Below are 17,519 nucleotides of genomic sequence, written 5' to 3'. Positions count from 1 at the left end.
AACTCCGTTATTACTCAATTGTAGTTGCAATAACGGGGCGGACCATACATTTTTGTACCTTGAATCTAACATCTACAACAGAACAACTCCCTCTCAATCCTCTCGTTGCTACTGATAAGACCACTCATACCTTATGGTTATTATCAATGGAACTTGTTTGAGGTCACACGCACAAAACCACAAATAATGTATGGTAATGAAATAGATTTAATAATATTAATAATATTAATAATATTGTATTACTTAAATTTTAATTATTGATAACTCGCGTGTGCGAAAGGTAAAGGTAGGACTTAGGTATGATTCAAATCGTTATTGATGGGAAATATCGAATCGTCGAGCAAGGGCAAACCGTTCTTGAAGCGGCAAAAACATGTGGTTTGGAGATCCCATCTTTATGTGGTTTGAACAAAACAGCGGATAAAGTACCGTGTGATTTGTGTGTCGTTGAAGTTGATGGCGTTGGTGTTACTCGCTCTTGTGAGCTTGAAGTGTCTAATGGGTTGAATATTACCACTCAGTCAAAACAGCTAACGAATCATCGACAAGAAGCGTTGAATCGCATCATGACCGATCATTACGCTGACTGTGAGGCGCCATGTCAAACTGCCTGTCCTGCTGGGGTCGATATCCAATCTTACCTACACCATATTGCTCAAAATGATCACATCAAAGCGATTGAAGTGATCAAAAAGACATTGCCAATGCCGCTTTCAATTGGTCGTGTGTGTCCTGCTTTCTGTGAAACCGAATGTCGTCGTAACTTAGTCGATGAATCCATCGCGATTCGCCAACTCAAACGACACGCTGCCGATGCGGACTTAGCCGCTCAAGAAAGCTATATGCCTACGAAGAAGCCCAATAAAGGCAAGAGCATTGCGATTGTCGGTAGTGGGCCTGGTGGCCTTACCGCAGGCTATTACTTGTCGAATGAGGGTTACGATGTCAGTGTTTATGAATCGATGCCTAAGGCTGGTGGTTGGCTACGTTACGGTATCCCTGAATACCGTTTACCTAAGTCGATTCTAGACAAAGAAATCGAGCTAATGTGTCGTAACGGGATGTCTGTAGAGTGTGACAAAAAGTTGGGCGTTGATTTTACATTGTCTGATTTAAGCAACGACTTCGATGCGGTTTGTTTAGCGGTTGGTGCATCACAAGCCGTTGAGATGAATTACGCCGGAAGTGATTTAGTAGGTTGTTACCTTGGCGTCGATTATTTAAAGGACTATGTCACCGATAAACAATACATCACGGGTAAAAAGGTAGCTGTCATTGGCGGTGGTAATACCGCGATTGATTGCGCTCGAACCGCAGTTCGTGATGGTGCTGATACCACGCTAATTTATCGACGAACACGAGATGAGATGCCGGCGGAAGATTACGAAATCGAAGAAGCTGAACACGAAGGCGTCAAATTCCATTTCTTGACCAACCCTGCTGAAAATATTGCTGATGAGAATGGTCATGTATCTGAAATCCGATTAGAACGCATGGCGCTTGGCCCCGCGGATGCATCGGGTCGACGAAGCCCGAAACCGACGGGTGAGTTTTTTGTTGAGGATTTCGATACCGTGATTGCTGCCGTGTCGCAAAAGCCTGATCTGAGCTTTATGGACAATGAAGAGATTGAGATTCCTCTTACTCGTTGGAATACCGCTGATGCCGATCCGCAAACCATGCACACGGGAACAGGCAATATCTTCAGTATTGGCGATTTCCGACGTGGCCCAGCAACCGCTGTCGAAGCGGTGGGGGATGGCCGAATTGCTGCGCAAGCGATCGACCGCTTTTTCCATGGTGATATGGAAAACATTCCGGCTAAACCGTTTAATTCAAGAAAGCACAAGCAGCTAAAAGCGGTGGATCCTGAGCAATACCAGTCCATACAACGTATGGCGCGTAAAATCATGCCAGAGCTCACCCCAGAACAACGCGAGCAAAGCTTCGATGAAGTAGAAACAGGATTTGATAATGCCGATGCAATTGCGGAAGCAGCAAGATGCCTAGAATGTGGCTGCCAAGCCAATACCGATTGCGACCTACGAGACTACTCGACCGAATACAAGGCAACGCAAACGCATCCAGAATATAAAATCGATGTAGCTTCTAACGACAGCTGGCAAGCTATTCGCGCTGAAGAAGCTAAGGTTGGTTTAACAAGACAAAAATTCGCAGTTGATGACAGTTCAGAATTTATTATCTTTGATGCCAACCGCTGTATCAGTTGCGGCCAGTGTATCCAAGCGTGTCGTGAACAGAATGTTCATGGTGTTTTAAGCTTCATGAATCAATCTGATGGTAAGCCGGCATCAAGACCTGAATGTCGTCCTAATTTTGGGGCAGACAAGACCTTAATGGGCGACTCAAACTGCGTTCAATGTGGATCTTGTATTCAGGCGTGTCCAACTGGTGCAATGGTGGATGCTCGTGATAGAAAGCAGGGAGACACAGACCTACTCAAGAAAGTCGATACCATCTGCACCTATTGTGGTGTGGGTTGCAAGCTCACCATGCATGTTGATGAAGCAAAGAACAAAATCCGTTATATCGAGGGCGGGGACTCTCCGGTCAATGAGGGGATGTTGTGTGTGAAAGGGCGGTTTGGTTTCGATTTTGTGGGCAGCGATGCGCGTTTAACCACACCGTTAATCCGCAAAGATGGCTGGCTACAACCCGCAAGTTGGGATGAAGCGATTAAATTGATCGCTGATAAATTTACTGCGATTAAACAAGGCTTTGGCAGCAATGCTCTAGCGGGTTTCTCATCGGCTAAAACCACCAACGAAGACAACTATGCTTTCCAAAAATTCATCCGCCGTGAGCTTGGAACCAACAACGTCGACCACTGCGCTCGTCTTTGCCACGCTTCAACCGTAACTGGGCTTGAAGCTTCTCTGGGCAGTGGAGCGATGACCAATGATATTCCGAGTATCAAGCACTCAGATGTGATCTTTATTATTGGTTCAGATACCACTTCGGCGCACCCAATTATTGGTTCGCATATCAAGCAAGCGGTGAGACATGGTGGTGCTCGTCTTATTGTCGCCGATCCAAAAAGGATCGATATTGCCGATCATGCTGAACTTTACTTAGCGCATCGACCGGGTACTGACGTAATGTTGATCAACGGTGTGATGCAGCAAATCATCAAGCACGGTTGGTATGATCAAGATTATATCGAAGATCGAGTTGATGGCTTTGATACCTTGTTGCAAGAGGTGATGTCACCAAGCTATTCCTTGGATAAGGTCGAACTGGTTACTGGGGTGAAAGCGGAAGATATCTTCGCGATGGCGCGTTTGATTGGTACTGCGGAACGCACTGCGGTGTATTACTCAATGGGTATTACGCAACACACCACAGGGCACGACAACGTTCGCTCAATTGCTAACCTGCAACTCTTATGCGGCAACATTGGTATTGAAGGTGGTGGTATCAACCCATTACGTGGTCAATCTAACGTGCAAGGTGCATGTGATATGGGCGCGTTGCCAAACAATCTGCCGGGTTATCAGAAAGTGTATAACCCAATGGTTCGTCAAAAGTTTGCGATGGAGTGGGGCGTTGCTGATTTGCCTGCTGAAACGGGTTTAACGCTCACAGAGATTATTGATGCGGCGTGTCACCGTGATGTACGTGGTTTATACGTGATGGGCGAAAATCCAGTGCTCAGTGATCCAAACCAAGCGCACGTGATTGAAGGAATTGAAGCGTTGGATTTCCTTGTCGTTCAAGACATCTTCTTAACCGAAACGGCGCAGTATGCTGATGTGGTTCTTCCGTCTTGTTCATTTGCAGAAAAATCCGGTCACTTCACTAATACCGAGCGTCGTGTTCAACGTATTAATCCTGCGGTAGTGCCTCCAGGTGAAGCGAAGGAAGATTGGGTGATTATCCAAATGCTAGCCAACGCAATGGGCGGCGGCTGGGACTACAACACCGTTGCCGATATCACCAATGAGATAGCAAGAGTGACTCCGCAATATGGTGGTTTACGTTGGGAGAACATTACGGTCAACGGCGTGCAATGGCCAAGTAATAAGAATAACCCAGATGGCACGCGTATCATGCACCAGACCCAATTTACGCGTGGGCGTGGTCAAATGGAGGCGATTCCGTTTAGATACGCTGCTGAGCTTCCGGATGCGGAATACCCGTTAGTATTAACGACAGGCCGCATTCTTGAACAGTTCCACACCGGAACCATGACACGTAAAACAAAAGGGCTGGATAACTTAGCAGGGCCGCGTGCTATGGTGAGTGTTCATGATGCTGAGGCGTTAGGTATCTCGAATGGTCAGATGCTTAAAGTATCAACACGTCGTGGTGAAATAGAAATCGCGGCGTTTGTCACTAAGCGAATGCAAAAGGGCGTGGTGTTTATTCCATTCCATTTCGTGGAGTCTCCAGTGAACCGTTTGACTACGACAGCGACGGATCCGCATGCCAAGATCCCTGAGTTTAAGGTGGCGGCTGTGCGTATTGATCCCATTCGTGAGCCAGAGAGTGAAGTAACAGAGGCTTAACCTAATCCGCTAAGTTAAATTGCAGGCATTAAAAAACCGCGTAACTCTTAGAGCTATGCGGTTTTTTATCGAGCTATATTCAGTATGAACTTACTCAGTCGTTTCGCTTTTTATTTAGATTAGCTTGGGACAATTTCGCTACCGTGAACACCAAATTGCTTAGCAGCGTAGGCAACGCGCTCTGCTGGTTTTGGATATTCAGCGGGTGTGCCCAGGTTTTCAATATGATGCAAGCGAGGTAATAAACCTGCGCCGTTTGCAATCTGTATTGCTAATCCAGGACGAGCGTTTAGCTCCAGTACCATCGGGCCTTCTTCTTGGTCTAAAACCATGTCCGTACCCATGTAACCAAGGCCCGTCATTTCCCAAGCGCTTGATGCAAGTGTTAGCAGCTTTTCCCAATGCGGTACTTGAAGTAGCGCCAACTCTTTCCCTGTATCTGGGTGGTGAGTCACTGGGTGGTCAAACTGAACCGCGCGAACGGCTTTACCCGTAGCGATACAGATACCTACGCCCACAGCGCCTTGGTGCAAGTTAGCTTTACCATCAGAAGCTGAAGTAGATAGACGCATCATCGCCATGACAGGGTAGCCCTTGAATACAATGATTCGTACATCTGGCACGCCCTCGTAACTGAAGCCGTCAAAACACTCGTCAAACTTGATGAGGTTTTCAACTACCGCAACATCGTTCTTACCACCGAGAGAGAAAAGACCCGCGAGAGCGTTACTGATGTGACGCTCTACGTCTTCTTCATTGATAGTCGAACCCGATGGCTTGGTGTAAACGCCGTCCTTGTGAGAAGTCACAACAAGGATACCTTTACCACCACTGCCTTGAGCTGGCTTGATTACGAAACCCGGCCACTCTTTTACCATCTTGTGGATTGTTTTTACTTCAGCTTGATGACCAATCACGCCAATCAGTTTTGGTACAGTAGCACCAGCCTGTTCAGCAATGATCTTCGTCTTAAGCTTGTCATCAACGAGTGGATACTTGGAACGATCATTGTAGCGACCAATATAACTATGGTTACGCTTGTTCATTCCCATTATGCCTTTGTCTTTCAACCTAAACGGTGAAGTAAACTGATCAAACATAACTTAGTCCTCCGCTAGCGGTTTAAAGCGACGAAGCTCGGTTAGACGGTATCCTGTGTAGTTACCTAGTAGCAAGATGGTCGCTAGAATAACAAGTTGTAAACCAATAAAGTTAAACGTTAAGTGCTGAATGAACGGGTTAGTCATGCCTAAGTAAACAAGAACCGCAGTGAATAGAGAACCACCACCTTGTAGCATTACTTCTTTCGCGCCTTCTTCTTCCCATAAGATAGACATACGTTCGATAGTCCAAGATAGGATAATCATTGGGAAGAACGTAATAGATAGACCTTCAGTCAGACCGACTTTAAACGCGACCACAGTAAACACAGAGATAATCATGATTACCGTGATGATTACGGCGGATATCCTGGCTACCAAGAGCAAGTTGAGTTTGGACAAGTAACTTCGAATAATCAGACCCGTACCTACAATAAGTAGGAAGCCAACAATACCCGTTACCAGTTGTGTTTGTACAAAGGCTACCGCAATCAGTACTGGCATGAACGTACCAGACGTTTTCAGACCGATAATGACACGTAGGAACACAACAATCAGAGCACCGATGGGAATCAGCATGATGGTTTTAAACATCGCTTGTTCTTCTAACGGTAGGCTGTGAATTGAAAGGTTTAACAGTTGGTCAGCAGAGACTTTACTATTGGTTGCTTCCGTTGGTGAAACCTCTTGAGCAATCATAGAGAAGTGAACTTTACTGTTCTGACCGCCAACAACATCCAGTAGAGAAACGTTTGATTCATCCCAAATCAGCAGGTTTGGTTGAACTTGTTGTTCGCTTGATTCAGGAGAGAATAGAACCCACTCGTCGTTATCCCAGATCTGAATCATGTTTTGAATCGACTGACGACGACGACCATCTTCTAGCTCGATAACACCAACTACTTTGTTGTGTATTTTCGCCGTTGAAAGTAGCTTGTGTGTCGCTTCCACTTTGGTCATGTTGTTCAGAATCAGCGCTGAGTTTTGGCTGTCTGGATCATTAAGTGTTTTGATGAGCTCGCGGGTAAAAGTGATATTGTCAGCAGAACGCTTTGTTGCTCTATCAATCAATGCAAGAGAAGCCGCTTCTTCAGGGCCGTCGAAGCTTGGCTGTGCAACTTCACCTTCTGGTGCGATAGCATCAACTTTTGCTTGGTTGTCGACTAGGAATTGTGTTTTGTAGTAGATGGTTTGAGGGCCATCTGCGTATCGAATAGACCACTCTGCACGGCGACCTGATTCGGTATTCAAGTAAGAGATACCGTAACCTGGCGATGAAGCCGATTCGCCGATAAGTGTGTAGTTAGACTGAGTATGAGGAGCCGCTAAGGAAACTTTTGCTTCTTTGCCTACTGCATTGAACTCGATGCGAGCTTCAACGTCCCAAACCTGTCTGGTTTCCCCTGGAGTCCAAGGTACACCGTAGGTCGTATGTCTGAACATACTCAGTGTTATACCTGCCACGATAAGCAGGAATATAGAGATATAAAATGGAATTCTTGACGTCATAGCTTACCCTACTATTGTTATTTAACTTCCGTTTGTACGTACTTTTTACTTACATCTACTAGCGCTATGTCTTTGATAAATTCGCGCCCTAGTAATACAGGGTGACTCATTTGAGAGCGATCCGCCAATGTAAATTGCGCTTTTTCATGGATTTTTCCAACTTTCACCCATAATTCGATCACAGCTCGACGTTCTGCTTGATCATTGGTTGATTGACGGATTTTTACATAACGTACAACAGGCGCTTCAATCCATTTCTGGTCTTCTTCTGCTTGGGCTTTGTCGTCTAGGTGAAATTTAACCCAGTTCTTGCCGTTACGTTCGAATTCTTTGATATCGACAGCGTTTAAAGAAGAGGTGGTTGCGCCAGTATCAACACGAGCATCAAAACTTTGGGAGATCGAGTCGATAGACACTTTTTCGATACCGCCAAGGATAGTCGGTTGTGATGTAGGAGCGATAGGAGCAACGGCAACAGCGACCGGTTCTTCTTCCTCGAGCTCTTCGATAACCTTGTGTTCCATGCTCGTTAGATGGGTATCTAATTGATTAGAAAGGGTAGTGATTTCGTCTTCTAAGCTTTCAATATAGTCACTTTGATTGCTTAGTTGCAGTTCAAGATTTTGAACCTTATTTGCGATGTTTGTCTCTGAGCGGGAAATAGCGTCGAGAGTTTCTTGGTGGTAGGTAGCACCGTTCGTGAGGGTACAACCAGAGAGCAAACCAACCGCCACAATAGGCGATAATCGCTTAAACATAAAAAAACCTTTGAGAATTAGAGAATAGTTCAGACTATTTAGAAGTTTAGCCTACAAAAAAGGATGCGTGAAGCATCCTATTGTAAGAGTCTGGTCATATTGAATCGCAATGTGAGCGCTACGCCAATTATTGCTATTTGAAATAGCTCACTTATTAAACATAAGTCAATTTTTGTTCAATTCGTGAGCTCAGGAAGCAAAGTTTGCCGCGAAATTAACGGTGGCTTTTTGACCATGTAAGCAATTGTTTTGCTGCCTTAATAGGCTTGTGTTTTATTTATTCAATATGCCACAGCTTGTCGGGCGATAAATCTATGGTTTTGTTGCTACCAAAATCGCACGTCTCGGTGCAGGGTGACCTTCAACCGTTTTACTTGGATCGTTCGGATCGAGGTAATCTGGAAGAGAGTTGTGTGTCATCCATTCGGTGGTGCGTTGTTCACCAATCGTTGTGACATTTTCGTCAACGATTCGTACGTCTTCAAAACCAACTTGTTCTAGCCAGCGTTTCAGTGCGCGAGCTGAAGGGAAGAAGTAGACGTTTCTCATTTGCGCGTAACGGTCAACCGGAACCAGTACCGCATTTTCGTCGCCTTCGATAACCAAGGTTTCAAGAACCAGTTCACCGCCAGACACCAATTGGTCTTTTAGTTGAATCAAGTGGTCCAGTGGTGAACGACGATGGTAAAGCACGCCCATGCTGAATACCGTGTCGTAGGCTTCTAGCTTTGGCAGCTGCTCAATACCTAGAGGTAATAGGTGAGCTCGTTGGTCATCGCCCATCAACTTACGAATCGCTTCAAACTGAACCAAGAACAGGTGAGAAGGATCGATACCAACCGTTAAGCGGGCACCTTCACCCAGCATGCGCCACATGTGGTAACCATTGCCACAACCTACATCGAGAACCGAACGGTTTTTCAATGGAGAGATATGTGGAAGCACACGATCCCATTTCCAGTCACTGCGCCACTCAGTATCGATATGGATATCGTGAACCGTGTAAGGGCCTTTTCTCCATGGGTGGAACGTCTTTAATAGGCTTTCTAACTTTTTAAGCTCGCCCGTGTGAAACGGTGTTGAGCTACCAATCGTCACTGAGTTTTTTAGATCAACTTGGTCTGGCACACCTTGTGGAATCTTGTTTAGTGCACGCAACCAGCGGTCGAAGTCACCGTGCTCTGCATTTTGCCAATCGGTCAGTTGCTGTGGCAGTACATTTAGCCACGGCTGAAGGCGAGTATCTTGGGCAATAAGTTGATAAAAATTGGCAAAATTAAACATAGGTTTTCACTGAGTTGGTGGTGTAGAAATTAAATTTATCACTCGATTAAGAGTGTGGACAAACATGCTAGAGAATCTCGTGTATCGTGTTTGATAAGAGATCCCCAATTCGCTCGTTCCTCGCTCTTGAGGATGACATTTTAGGTGTCGCGACTGTTACGTAATTGCAAATGTTTACTTTATCGCGAACATTGAACCAAAGTTAAAACATTGGAACCAGACTTCGCTGCTTGAGAAGCCAATCTTATCAAATCGCTCTCTGTGAACAGGGATCGAATCTGGGCGCATCACGTTTTCAATTGCGCTACGTTTCTGACTTACTTCTAGCTCGCTGTACCCGTTAGCACGTTTGAAATCATGGTGCAGGTCGATAAGCAGTTCATTTGAGCTTTCATCTTCGAATACGTATTTTTCTGACAGGATTAAGATCCCGCCTGGGCGCAGGCCAGCGTGAATTTTCTCAAGCAGAGCGTATCGATCGTCCGGAGAAAGAAATTGCAGCGTAAAGTTAAGCACTACAACAGAAGCGTCTTTGATTTCGACTTCACGGATGTCAGCTTCAATCACTTCTACCGGCGTGTCACTGCGGTAAGCATTAACGTGCAATTTGCAGCGCTCAACCATCGCCTCTGAATTATCGATAGCGAAAATCGTGCAGCCTTCTTGCTGAATGTGACGACGCATTGAAAGTGTTGCAGCACCAAGCGAGCAGCCTAGGTCGTAAATATTTGAATGTGGCTTTACAAAGCGCTCAGCCAGCATGCCGATTGCAGAGATGATATTGCTATAGCCAGGCACCGAACGTTGAATCATATCCGGAAATACTTCAGCAACCCTTGCATCAAAGGTGAAGTCTCCAATTTTATCAATAGGAGCGGAAAAGATATTGTCTGTGTTGCTCATGGCATTTTCTCTCGACAGTCAGCGTAATTGGCACAAAATTCGTACCAAATAAAAGGGGACGTATTTTACGTAAAAAAAGCGCCACTGTCACGAAAACTGAGATTTAGCTCAAGGTTCGAAGTTAATCAAAGATGATGGGTTAAAACATCGAGATTTGATGGTTGCCTTTTTGAGCTGGAAACTGAGCCAGATCGGGCAGTAATAATGATGTATTTTCAGACACTTGCTTTTGCAGTCGTTTATAGATAGCAATCGCAAGTTCGGGCGCGTGGTTATTGTCTGGGGTGTGGATCATTAAATAGGGTTGTTTGCCTTCATTAAGCCAGTTTGGGATTTTGGCAAACCAAGGCTTAAAAAACTCAATATTAGGTTCTTGGTCTGGGTGACCAATAAATCGAATCATCGGGTTATTGGCAGTCGCTATGGCATGAACAGGAACACGCGGTTTTTTCTGATGCGCATCGATCACCGCTTCTGTGGTGGGTGGCGCAGAGAAAACGGGGCGGCTGTCCATAATGATGCGATTGATGCCTTCCTCAACCAGCCATTGGTTGAAGCGTTTTTCCGCATCGCCCTTATCAAAGAAACCCAAGTGTCGAACTTCGACGCCAAGCTGCATATCTTTTGGGAATAAGGTGCAAAACTTTTGTAGGGCAGGCAGCATGCTGGGCTCAAAACTGTGCGGCAGCTGAATCGTCCATTGACCAATGCGGTAGTGCAGTGGCGACATGGTCATCAAGAACTCTTTGAGCTCTGCTTGGCAGTGTCTGAGTTGCTGCTGGTGGGTGATGAATTTGGGCAATTTGAAGGTGAACTTGAAATCATCGTGACTGGCGGCTTTCCAATTATGAACGGTAGACATACTTGGCGTAGCGTAAAAGGTCGTGTTGCCCTCGACGGTATGAAAAACTTGGGTGTACTTTTCTAAGCGTTCAGCAGGCTTGGTTCCCTTACCATAGAACTGACTTTGCCACTCAGAGTGAGACCACATGGTTAATCCAAGTCTTAGAGGTAAAGTTTCTGTTGTTATTACACGATCATCCATCTATTACACCGTTATCCATCACGCCATCAGTCATTACAAAAAGTTTTTGGGTTGAAACGAAAATCTACTGTACGAGAGTTTTGCTGATTAAGGTACTTTCGAGATATAATTATCGCAATTTTTTCGGTTTTGATGAATCTTTGCGCACTTGATGGGCTAAAAAGCAGCAAAGCCAGATAAAACACAATAAATTCGAATGCGGAAGGTCGATTTTAAGCGAGTTTCCGCGTATAAATGTTCCTTTGCTCTGTTGTGTGGAATGACCACTGACAGCTTGGAAATTAGTAAATAATTAAGAGATTGGGAAATTCATTATGCGTACCCATTACTGTGGTAACCTGAACAAGTCCCTGGCGGGACAAACTGTAGAATTGTGCGGCTGGGTAAACCGTCGCCGTGATTTAGGCGGTCTTATCTTTATTGATATGCGTGATCGTGAAGGCATCGTTCAGGTTGTTGTCGATCCAGATATGAAAGATATCTTCCCGATCGCTAACCAACTGCGTAATGAATTCTGCATCAAGTTTACTGGTGAAGTACGTGTTCGTCCGGACAGCCAAGTAAATAAAGACATGGCTACTGGTGAAGTAGAACTTTACGCGACTGGTCTAGAGATCATCAACCGTTCAGAAGCGCTTCCACTAGACTTCAACCAAACGAACTCTGAAGAGCAGCGCCTTAAGTACCGTTACATCGATCTTCGTCGTCCAGAGATGAGCGATCGTATCAAGCTTCGTGCACGTGCTTCTAGCTTCGTTCGTCGTTTCCTTGATGAGAACCTATTCCTAGACATTGAAACGCCAGTACTAACAAAAGCGACTCCAGAAGGTGCTCGTGACTACCTAGTACCAAGCCGTGTTCACAAAGGTAGCTTCTACGCACTTCCTCAATCTCCTCAGCTGTTCAAGCAACTGCTGATGATGTCTGGTTTTGACCGTTACTACCAAATCGTTAAATGTTTCCGTGATGAAGATTTACGTGCTGACCGTCAGCCTGAATTTACTCAAATCGATATCGAAACATCGTTTCTGTCTTCTCAAGAAGTGCGTAACATCACTGAAAAGCTAGTTCACGATATGTGGAAAGAGCTTCTAGATGTTGAACTGGGTCAATTCCCAGTAATGCCATTCTCTGAAGCGATTCGTCGTTTCGGTTCTGATAAGCCAGATCTACGTAACCCACTAGAACTAGTAGACGTTGCTGACTTACTGAAAGATGTAGAGTTCAAAGTATTCTCTGGCCCTGCGAACGACGAAAAAGGTCGCGTAGCAGTAATCCGTGTACCGGGTGGCGCTAAGCTGACTCGTAAGCAAATCGACGGTTACGCAGAGCACGTAGGTATCTACGGCGCGAAAGGTCTAGCTTGGATGAAGGTTAACGACCGTGCTGCTGGCATGGAAGGTATCCAATCTCCAGTTGCTAAGTTCCTAAACGAAGACGTAATCAACGGTCTTCTTGAGCGCACTCAAGCTGAATCTGGCGATATCATCCTATTTGGTGCAGATAAAGCGAACATCGTTGCTGAAGCAATGGGCGCACTTCGTATCAAGCTAGGTGATGACTTAGAGCTAACAGACAAGAAAGCGTGGGCTCCTCTTTGGGTTATTGATTTCCCAATGTTCGAAGAAGATGGCGAAGGCAACCTTCACGCAATGCACCACCCATTCACATCACCACTTGGTGTGAGCGCGGAAGAGCTAAAAGCAAATCCAGCGGCAGCTAACTCTGATGCATATGACATGGTAATCAACGGCTACGAAGTAGGCGGCGGTTCTGTACGTATTCATAGCGCAGAAATGCAAACGGCTGTATTCGGTATCCTAGGTATCGAAGCTAAAGAACAACAAGAGAAGTTCGGTTTCCTACTTGAAGCGCTTAAGTACGGCACGCCACCACACGCAGGTCTAGCATTCGGTCTTGACCGTTTAGCAATGCTTCTTTGTGGTACAGAGAACATCCGTGACGTTATCGCATTCCCGAAAACAACAGCTGCAGCATGTCTATTAACAGACGCGCCAAGCCTAGCAAACCCAGCATCACTGGAAGAGCTAGCAATCGCTGTTAACTTAGCGAAGAAAGAAGACTAATCAAACGATTAAGCTCAACTTTCTAATCAAGCAGTGAGTTTTCGATAGAGCTTAAGTTTTAGATAGCACTTAAGCTTTCAACAAAACTTAGTTTTTGATAGAACTTTTTCTTTCGCAGAACAACGAAATGCCCGTTAATTTGACGGGCATTTTTTTTTGCGTTCGATATACTAAGCTCATAAAGCATGTATAAATAATCAGTATTTGAAGTTATGTCTATTATCTTAGGGATTGACCCTGGCTCTCGCATTACCGGCTATGGCGTGATTCGTCAAAATGGTCGCCATCTATATTATTTAGGTAGTGGTTGTATTCGCACTTCCGAAAAAGAATTGCCAGGTCGTTTAAAGCAAATCTATGCGGGCGTGAGTGAGATCATTACTCAGTTTCAGCCTGACGTATTCGCGATCGAACAAGTGTTCATGGCGAAGAATGCCGATTCAGCACTTAAACTTGGCCAAGCGCGTGGCAGTGCGATTGTAGCTGCGGTGAATGCTGATTTGCCTGTACATGAATATGCGGCTCGTTTGATCAAACAAGCGGTGACAGGTAATGGTGGTGCTGATAAGTCTATGGTTCAGAATATGGTGATGAGTATGCTCAAACTACCCGCTAAGCCACAAGCCGATGCAGCCGATGCTCTAGGCGTAGCGATCACTCACGCTAACACCAATAAAACCTTGGTCGCACTTGCAGGTAAAGCAACAGGAGCAAGAAAAGGGCGTTACCGTTAAATCTCATTCTATTGTTAGCTCCTAACATTCTGCCTTTTAAAACTATTCTCTTGATGAGCCTCACGCTCGGTTTGGCTCATATCAAAACAATACGCTGCTAAATCCTTGATGAAATGAGATCTTTCGAACATAACCCAGATAATAACATTGCGTATCATTTAACATGTTATTAACATTGGTCGGAGGTCTTACAAGTTAATCAAGGATGATCACTGATGAACCCAATCAAGCTGTGGCGCGCGCTGTTTCTACCCAAAAGTAACGGGTGGAGTAACAACGAAGTCAGACAAGCCGATATCTTACTACTCTTCACTTTTATCGCATTCTTCGTGGGTGTCTATAGCTTAATCAAGTGGACTAAACATGAAGAGCAACTTCTGATCGCCACATCTGTATTTCTTATCGTATTCGAACTGATCTCTGCACTGCTACTTCGTGTGACGAGTAAGCCGAGCCTTGCACTTAACTTTGGTTTTGTCGGCATGGCTGTCCACGCGTTGAACATCATTTATCAAAGCGGAGGGGTTGTGGCTTCCACTCAAGCTTATTGGGTACCTTTGTTGGTGGTCGCTTTTTTCTTATCAGGAACACGAATTGTGGCCTTGGTGTGGAGTGGGTTGGTTATCGGTGTTTCATTAGTGATGACCTCAGCTCATCTTGATGGATTTGAATTTCCGCAGTTAGTACTTACTCCGGAAGCGGTGGTGGTTGAAACCTGGTCTGGTGTGATCATGCCGCTGGTGGTGATTTGCATTGCTCAAGCGTTTACGGCCAAGCAAAAAGAGGTCGCAATCGAAATGGCCGAAGAAGCGATTTCAGAAAGCCAACAGATTGCCAATCAAGCGACTCAAAGTGAAGGGCGTCTGTCAGTCGTGCTTGACCAAGCTAATTCGAATTCGGAAAGCTTACAGGGTGTGTCTGTGCATCTAGACCAACAGTCGCGAGACTTACATTCTCAAGTTGAAGTGCTGAACATCAACTGTGAATCTCAAGCCAGTGCCGCAGAACAGATGAGCCAACAATTGCATCAAATGACCCAAGGCATCGAAGAGTCCAATTCATTTGTCGGTGAACTGAAAGAACGCAGTGAAGCGGTTGGCGAGAAAGCGCAAAAGAGCTCTGAGTCATTAGAAGCCTCAACCAGTGCAATCACTCAGATCATTCAAAGTAATCAAGAGATCATGAAAGTCGCCGATTTGATTACTTCTGTCGCGGAACAAACTAACTTGTTGGCATTAAACGCGGCCATAGAAGCAGCTCGCGCAGGTGAACAGGGACGAGGCTTTGCTGTGGTGGCCGATCAAGTGAGAGAGCTATCGGCAAAAAGCAGTCATTCCGCAATAGAAATTCGAACCTTGTTGGACCGCAGTAAAGACGAAGTGGAGCATGGCCGAGCGATTATTGAGACGACGGCGAATGAGATGAACGGCATCATCTCAGAGGTGCAAACGATCTCGACTGACGTTAATCAGCTGACCAACATTATGGCGATGCAAATGAATTCTCTGAAAGAGCTCGATCTCGCGAGTTCAGAAGTGGCGCAAAGTGTCGCGGAAACTAAATCTGTCTCAGGCCTAGTGGCCAATTATGGTTCTGAATTAACAGGCCATGTTGCTTCGGTAAAAGAACTGGTTGAAAGCCTGAATAGTGTGGTTTCCCAAGCTAAGCAAGCTTAAATAAATCACCTTAATAAACACAAAGAACTGGATAAGCATCCAGTTCTTTTATATTCTGTCCCTCAAATAATATTCCATCAAGAGAGTGAATTGTGATCGGACGCCTACGCGGTACATTAATAGAAAAACAGCCACCAGAGTTGCTAATCGAAGTCAGTGGTGTTGGTTATGAAGTACAAATGCCAATGAGCTGTTTTTATGAATTACCAAACGTTGGCGAAGAGGCAATTATCTACACTCACTTTGTCGTACGTGAAGATGCGCAGCTACTTTATGGTTTCAATACGGTAAAAGAGCGTGCTCTGTTCCGTGAAGTCATCAAAGCAAATGGTGTAGGTCCTAAGCTAGGTCTTGGCATACTTTCAGGCATGACCGCTAGCCAGTTTGTTCAGAGTGTTGAACGTGAAGATATCTCTACGCTGGTTAAACTGCCGGGTGTGGGTAAGAAAACCGCAGAACGTCTGGTTGTTGAAATGAAAGACCGCCTGAAAGGGTGGGGCGCAGGTGATCTGTTTACGCCTGCAACGGATGCTGCGCCAATGGACTCGATGCCAGCGGTTCACGATGCTGAAGAAGAAGCGGTAAGCGCACTACTTGCGTTGGGTTATAAACCGACTCAAGCCTCTAAAGTTGTTGCTCAAGTGGCTAAAGATGGCATGACAAGTGAACAATTGATTCGCGAAGCACTAAAGTCGATGGTTTAATACCTCATATACTTGTTCTACAAAATAGACTCATTCACTTTGCCTTTACACAGAGTCAAGAAGCGCAGAGTCAGGAAGAGCAGAGTTAGGAATAACAGAATTTATGATTGAAGCCGATCGCCTGATTGCACCGGATAATCCGGTCTTTAAAGATGAAGATGTTATCGACCGTGCAATACGTCCAAAGGCGCTAGCCGACTATCAAGGTCAGGACCACGTTCGTAACCAGATGGAGATTTTCATTCAAGCCGCTCAAATGCGAAATGAAGCTCTGGATCATCTGTTGATTTTTGGCCCTCCCGGTTTAGGTAAAACCACGTTGGCAAACATTGTTGCCAATGAAATGGATGTGAGCATCCGTACCACTTCAGGCCCTGTTCTTGAGAAAGCCGGTGACCTTGCGGCGCTACTGACTAACCTTGAAGAAAATGACGTTCTGTTCATTGATGAAATCCACCGTTTGAGCCCTGTGGTTGAAGAGGTGCTTTATCCTGCGATGGAAGACTACCAATTGGATATCATGATTGGTGAAGGCCCTGCGGCACGTTCTATCAAGATTGATCTTCCTCCTTTCACTTTGATTGGCGCAACCACTCGCGCTGGCTCACTGACGTCTCCGTTACGTGACCGCTTCGGCATTACCCAGCGTCTTGAGTACTACAAAGTAGAAGATCTTCAAAATATCGTTCAACGCAGCGCGGATTGCCTTGGCCTATCTCTGGAGTCTGAAGGTGCATTAGAAATTGCTCGCCGTGCGCGTGGTACACCACGTATTGCTAACCGTTTACTACGTCGTGTTCGTGACTATGCGGAAGTGAAAGGCGATGGACATATTTGCCCAGACGTTGCAGATAAAGCACTCAACATGCTGGACGTTGACGCCAAAGGCTTTGACTACATGGATAGAAAGCTTCTGCTTGCAATCATGGAGAAGTTTGGCGGTGGTCCGGTTGGTATCGACAACATGGCAGCTGCGATTGGTGAAGAGAGAGACACCATTGAAGATGTGTTGGAGCCTTACTTGATTCAGCAAGGTTACTTACAAAGAACGCCAAGAGGTCGAATCGCGACCGACAGAGCGTATTTACACTTTGGAATAGATAAACCGTCTAATCGTTAAATTATTCATTTCTAAAGATCCCAGTTGCATAAGCGCTGGGATTTTTTGGTTTTTATTGAATAACAACTCT

12 protein-coding genes are annotated in these 17,519 nt (G+C 45.4%); 6 read left to right on the top strand and 6 right to left on the bottom strand.

Going from position 1 to position 17,519, the window contains the following annotated elements; translation table 11 throughout:
- Positions 1 to 299 precede the first annotated feature (299 nt).
- Complete coding sequence (gene fdhF, locus OQJ75_RS13200) at positions 300 to 4,529, top strand: formate dehydrogenase subunit alpha (RefSeq protein WP_265973784.1); 4,230 nt, start codon at positions 300 to 302, stop codon at positions 4,527 to 4,529.
- A gap of 119 nt (positions 4,530 to 4,648) precedes the next feature.
- Here fdhF and OQJ75_RS13195 read toward each other — a convergent pair whose 3' ends face one another.
- The 6 genes from OQJ75_RS13195 to OQJ75_RS13170 form a co-directional block, all read right to left on the bottom strand.
- Positions 4,649 to 5,629 carry an alpha-L-glutamate ligase-like protein gene (locus OQJ75_RS13195; RefSeq protein WP_048616279.1) on the bottom strand — a complete coding sequence of 327 codons (981 nt, stop codon included), beginning with the start codon at positions 5,627 to 5,629 and terminating at the stop codon, positions 4,649 to 4,651.
- 3 nt (positions 5,630 to 5,632) lie between these two features.
- Entirely contained in the window at positions 5,633 to 7,138 is a 1,506-nt protein-coding gene (locus OQJ75_RS13190; protein WP_265973783.1) for an inactive transglutaminase family protein, read from the bottom strand.
- A gap of 17 nt (positions 7,139 to 7,155) precedes the next feature.
- Complete coding sequence (locus OQJ75_RS13185) at positions 7,156 to 7,896, bottom strand: ATP-dependent zinc protease (RefSeq protein ID WP_265973782.1); 741 nt, start codon at positions 7,894 to 7,896, stop codon at positions 7,156 to 7,158.
- Between the two features lie 312 nt (positions 7,897 to 8,208).
- The gene (cmoB, locus tag OQJ75_RS13180) at positions 8,209 to 9,180 is read right to left on the bottom strand and encodes a tRNA 5-methoxyuridine(34)/uridine 5-oxyacetic acid(34) synthase CmoB (RefSeq protein ID WP_009846365.1); all 972 of its coding nucleotides are present in this window, start codon (positions 9,178 to 9,180) and stop codon (positions 8,209 to 8,211) included.
- Between the two features lie 174 nt (positions 9,181 to 9,354).
- Positions 9,355 to 10,083 (bottom strand): carboxy-S-adenosyl-L-methionine synthase CmoA, encoded by a 729-nt coding sequence (gene cmoA, locus OQJ75_RS13175; RefSeq protein ID WP_017062083.1) that lies wholly within the window; start codon positions 10,081 to 10,083, stop codon positions 9,355 to 9,357.
- 139 nt (positions 10,084 to 10,222) lie between these two features.
- A complete protein-coding gene (locus OQJ75_RS13170) occupies positions 10,223 to 11,128 on the bottom strand; it encodes a DUF72 domain-containing protein (protein WP_265973781.1) in 906 nt (301 codons plus the stop codon).
- A 314-nt stretch (positions 11,129 to 11,442) separates the two neighbouring features.
- On the opposite strand from OQJ75_RS13170, the gene aspS reads away from it, so the two are divergent.
- The 5 genes from aspS to ruvB all read left to right on the top strand — a co-directional run bounded on the left by aspS (position 11,443) and on the right by ruvB (position 17,449).
- The gene (aspS, locus tag OQJ75_RS13165; RefSeq protein WP_265973780.1) at positions 11,443 to 13,215 is read left to right on the top strand and encodes an aspartate--tRNA ligase; all 1,773 of its coding nucleotides are present in this window, start codon (positions 11,443 to 11,445) and stop codon (positions 13,213 to 13,215) included.
- Between the two features lie 212 nt (positions 13,216 to 13,427).
- Positions 13,428 to 13,949: a crossover junction endodeoxyribonuclease RuvC gene (gene ruvC, locus OQJ75_RS13160; RefSeq protein ID WP_004736470.1), complete on the top strand. Its 522-nt coding sequence runs from the start codon at positions 13,428 to 13,430 to the stop codon at positions 13,947 to 13,949.
- A gap of 215 nt (positions 13,950 to 14,164) precedes the next feature.
- Positions 14,165 to 15,625, top strand: a complete 1,461-nt coding sequence (locus OQJ75_RS13155; RefSeq protein ID WP_265973779.1) for a methyl-accepting chemotaxis protein — start codon at positions 14,165 to 14,167, stop codon at positions 15,623 to 15,625.
- 92 nt (positions 15,626 to 15,717) lie between these two features.
- Positions 15,718 to 16,329, top strand: coding sequence for a Holliday junction branch migration protein RuvA (gene ruvA / locus OQJ75_RS13150; protein ID WP_017111036.1), 612 nt, complete (start codon positions 15,718 to 15,720; stop codon positions 16,327 to 16,329).
- Between the two features lie 103 nt (positions 16,330 to 16,432).
- Positions 16,433 to 17,449 carry a Holliday junction branch migration DNA helicase RuvB gene (gene ruvB / locus OQJ75_RS13145; protein ID WP_017083931.1) on the top strand — a complete coding sequence of 339 codons (1,017 nt, stop codon included), beginning with the start codon at positions 16,433 to 16,435 and terminating at the stop codon, positions 17,447 to 17,449.
- The last annotated feature ends 70 nt before the right edge of the window (positions 17,450 to 17,519 follow it).

It is taken from the genome of Vibrio sp. 14G-20 (genome assembly GCF_026241515.1).
GTDB lineage: Bacteria > Pseudomonadota > Gammaproteobacteria > Enterobacterales > Vibrionaceae > Vibrio.
Note: the sequence above shows the minus strand (reverse complement) of the source record. Positions and strands in the feature narration are given on the sequence as shown.

What these genes read in the sequence shown, in the direction of transcription:
- fdhF (WP_265973784.1), top strand. Translation starts at nt 300, where the DNA reads ATGATTCAAATCGTTATTGATGGGAAATATCGAATCGTCGAGCAAGGG.
- OQJ75_RS13195 (WP_048616279.1), bottom strand. Translation starts at nt 5,629, where the DNA reads ATGTTTGATCAGTTTACTTCACCGTTTAGGTTGAAAGACAAAGGCATA.
- OQJ75_RS13190 (WP_265973783.1), bottom strand. Translation starts at nt 7,138, where the DNA reads ATGACGTCAAGAATTCCATTTTATATCTCTATATTCCTGCTTATCGTG.
- OQJ75_RS13185 (WP_265973782.1), bottom strand. Translation starts at nt 7,896, where the DNA reads ATGTTTAAGCGATTATCGCCTATTGTGGCGGTTGGTTTGCTCTCTGGT.
- cmoB (WP_009846365.1), bottom strand. Translation starts at nt 9,180, where the DNA reads ATGTTTAATTTTGCCAATTTTTATCAACTTATTGCCCAAGATACTCGC.
- cmoA (WP_017062083.1), bottom strand. Translation starts at nt 10,083, where the DNA reads ATGAGCAACACAGACAATATCTTTTCCGCTCCTATTGATAAAATTGGA.
- OQJ75_RS13170 (WP_265973781.1), bottom strand. Translation starts at nt 11,128, where the DNA reads ATGGATGATCGTGTAATAACAACAGAAACTTTACCTCTAAGACTTGGA.
- aspS (WP_265973780.1), top strand. Translation starts at nt 11,443, where the DNA reads ATGCGTACCCATTACTGTGGTAACCTGAACAAGTCCCTGGCGGGACAA.
- ruvC (WP_004736470.1), top strand. Translation starts at nt 13,428, where the DNA reads ATGTCTATTATCTTAGGGATTGACCCTGGCTCTCGCATTACCGGCTAT.
- OQJ75_RS13155 (WP_265973779.1), top strand. Translation starts at nt 14,165, where the DNA reads ATGAACCCAATCAAGCTGTGGCGCGCGCTGTTTCTACCCAAAAGTAAC.
- ruvB (WP_017083931.1), top strand. Translation starts at nt 16,433, where the DNA reads ATGATTGAAGCCGATCGCCTGATTGCACCGGATAATCCGGTCTTTAAA.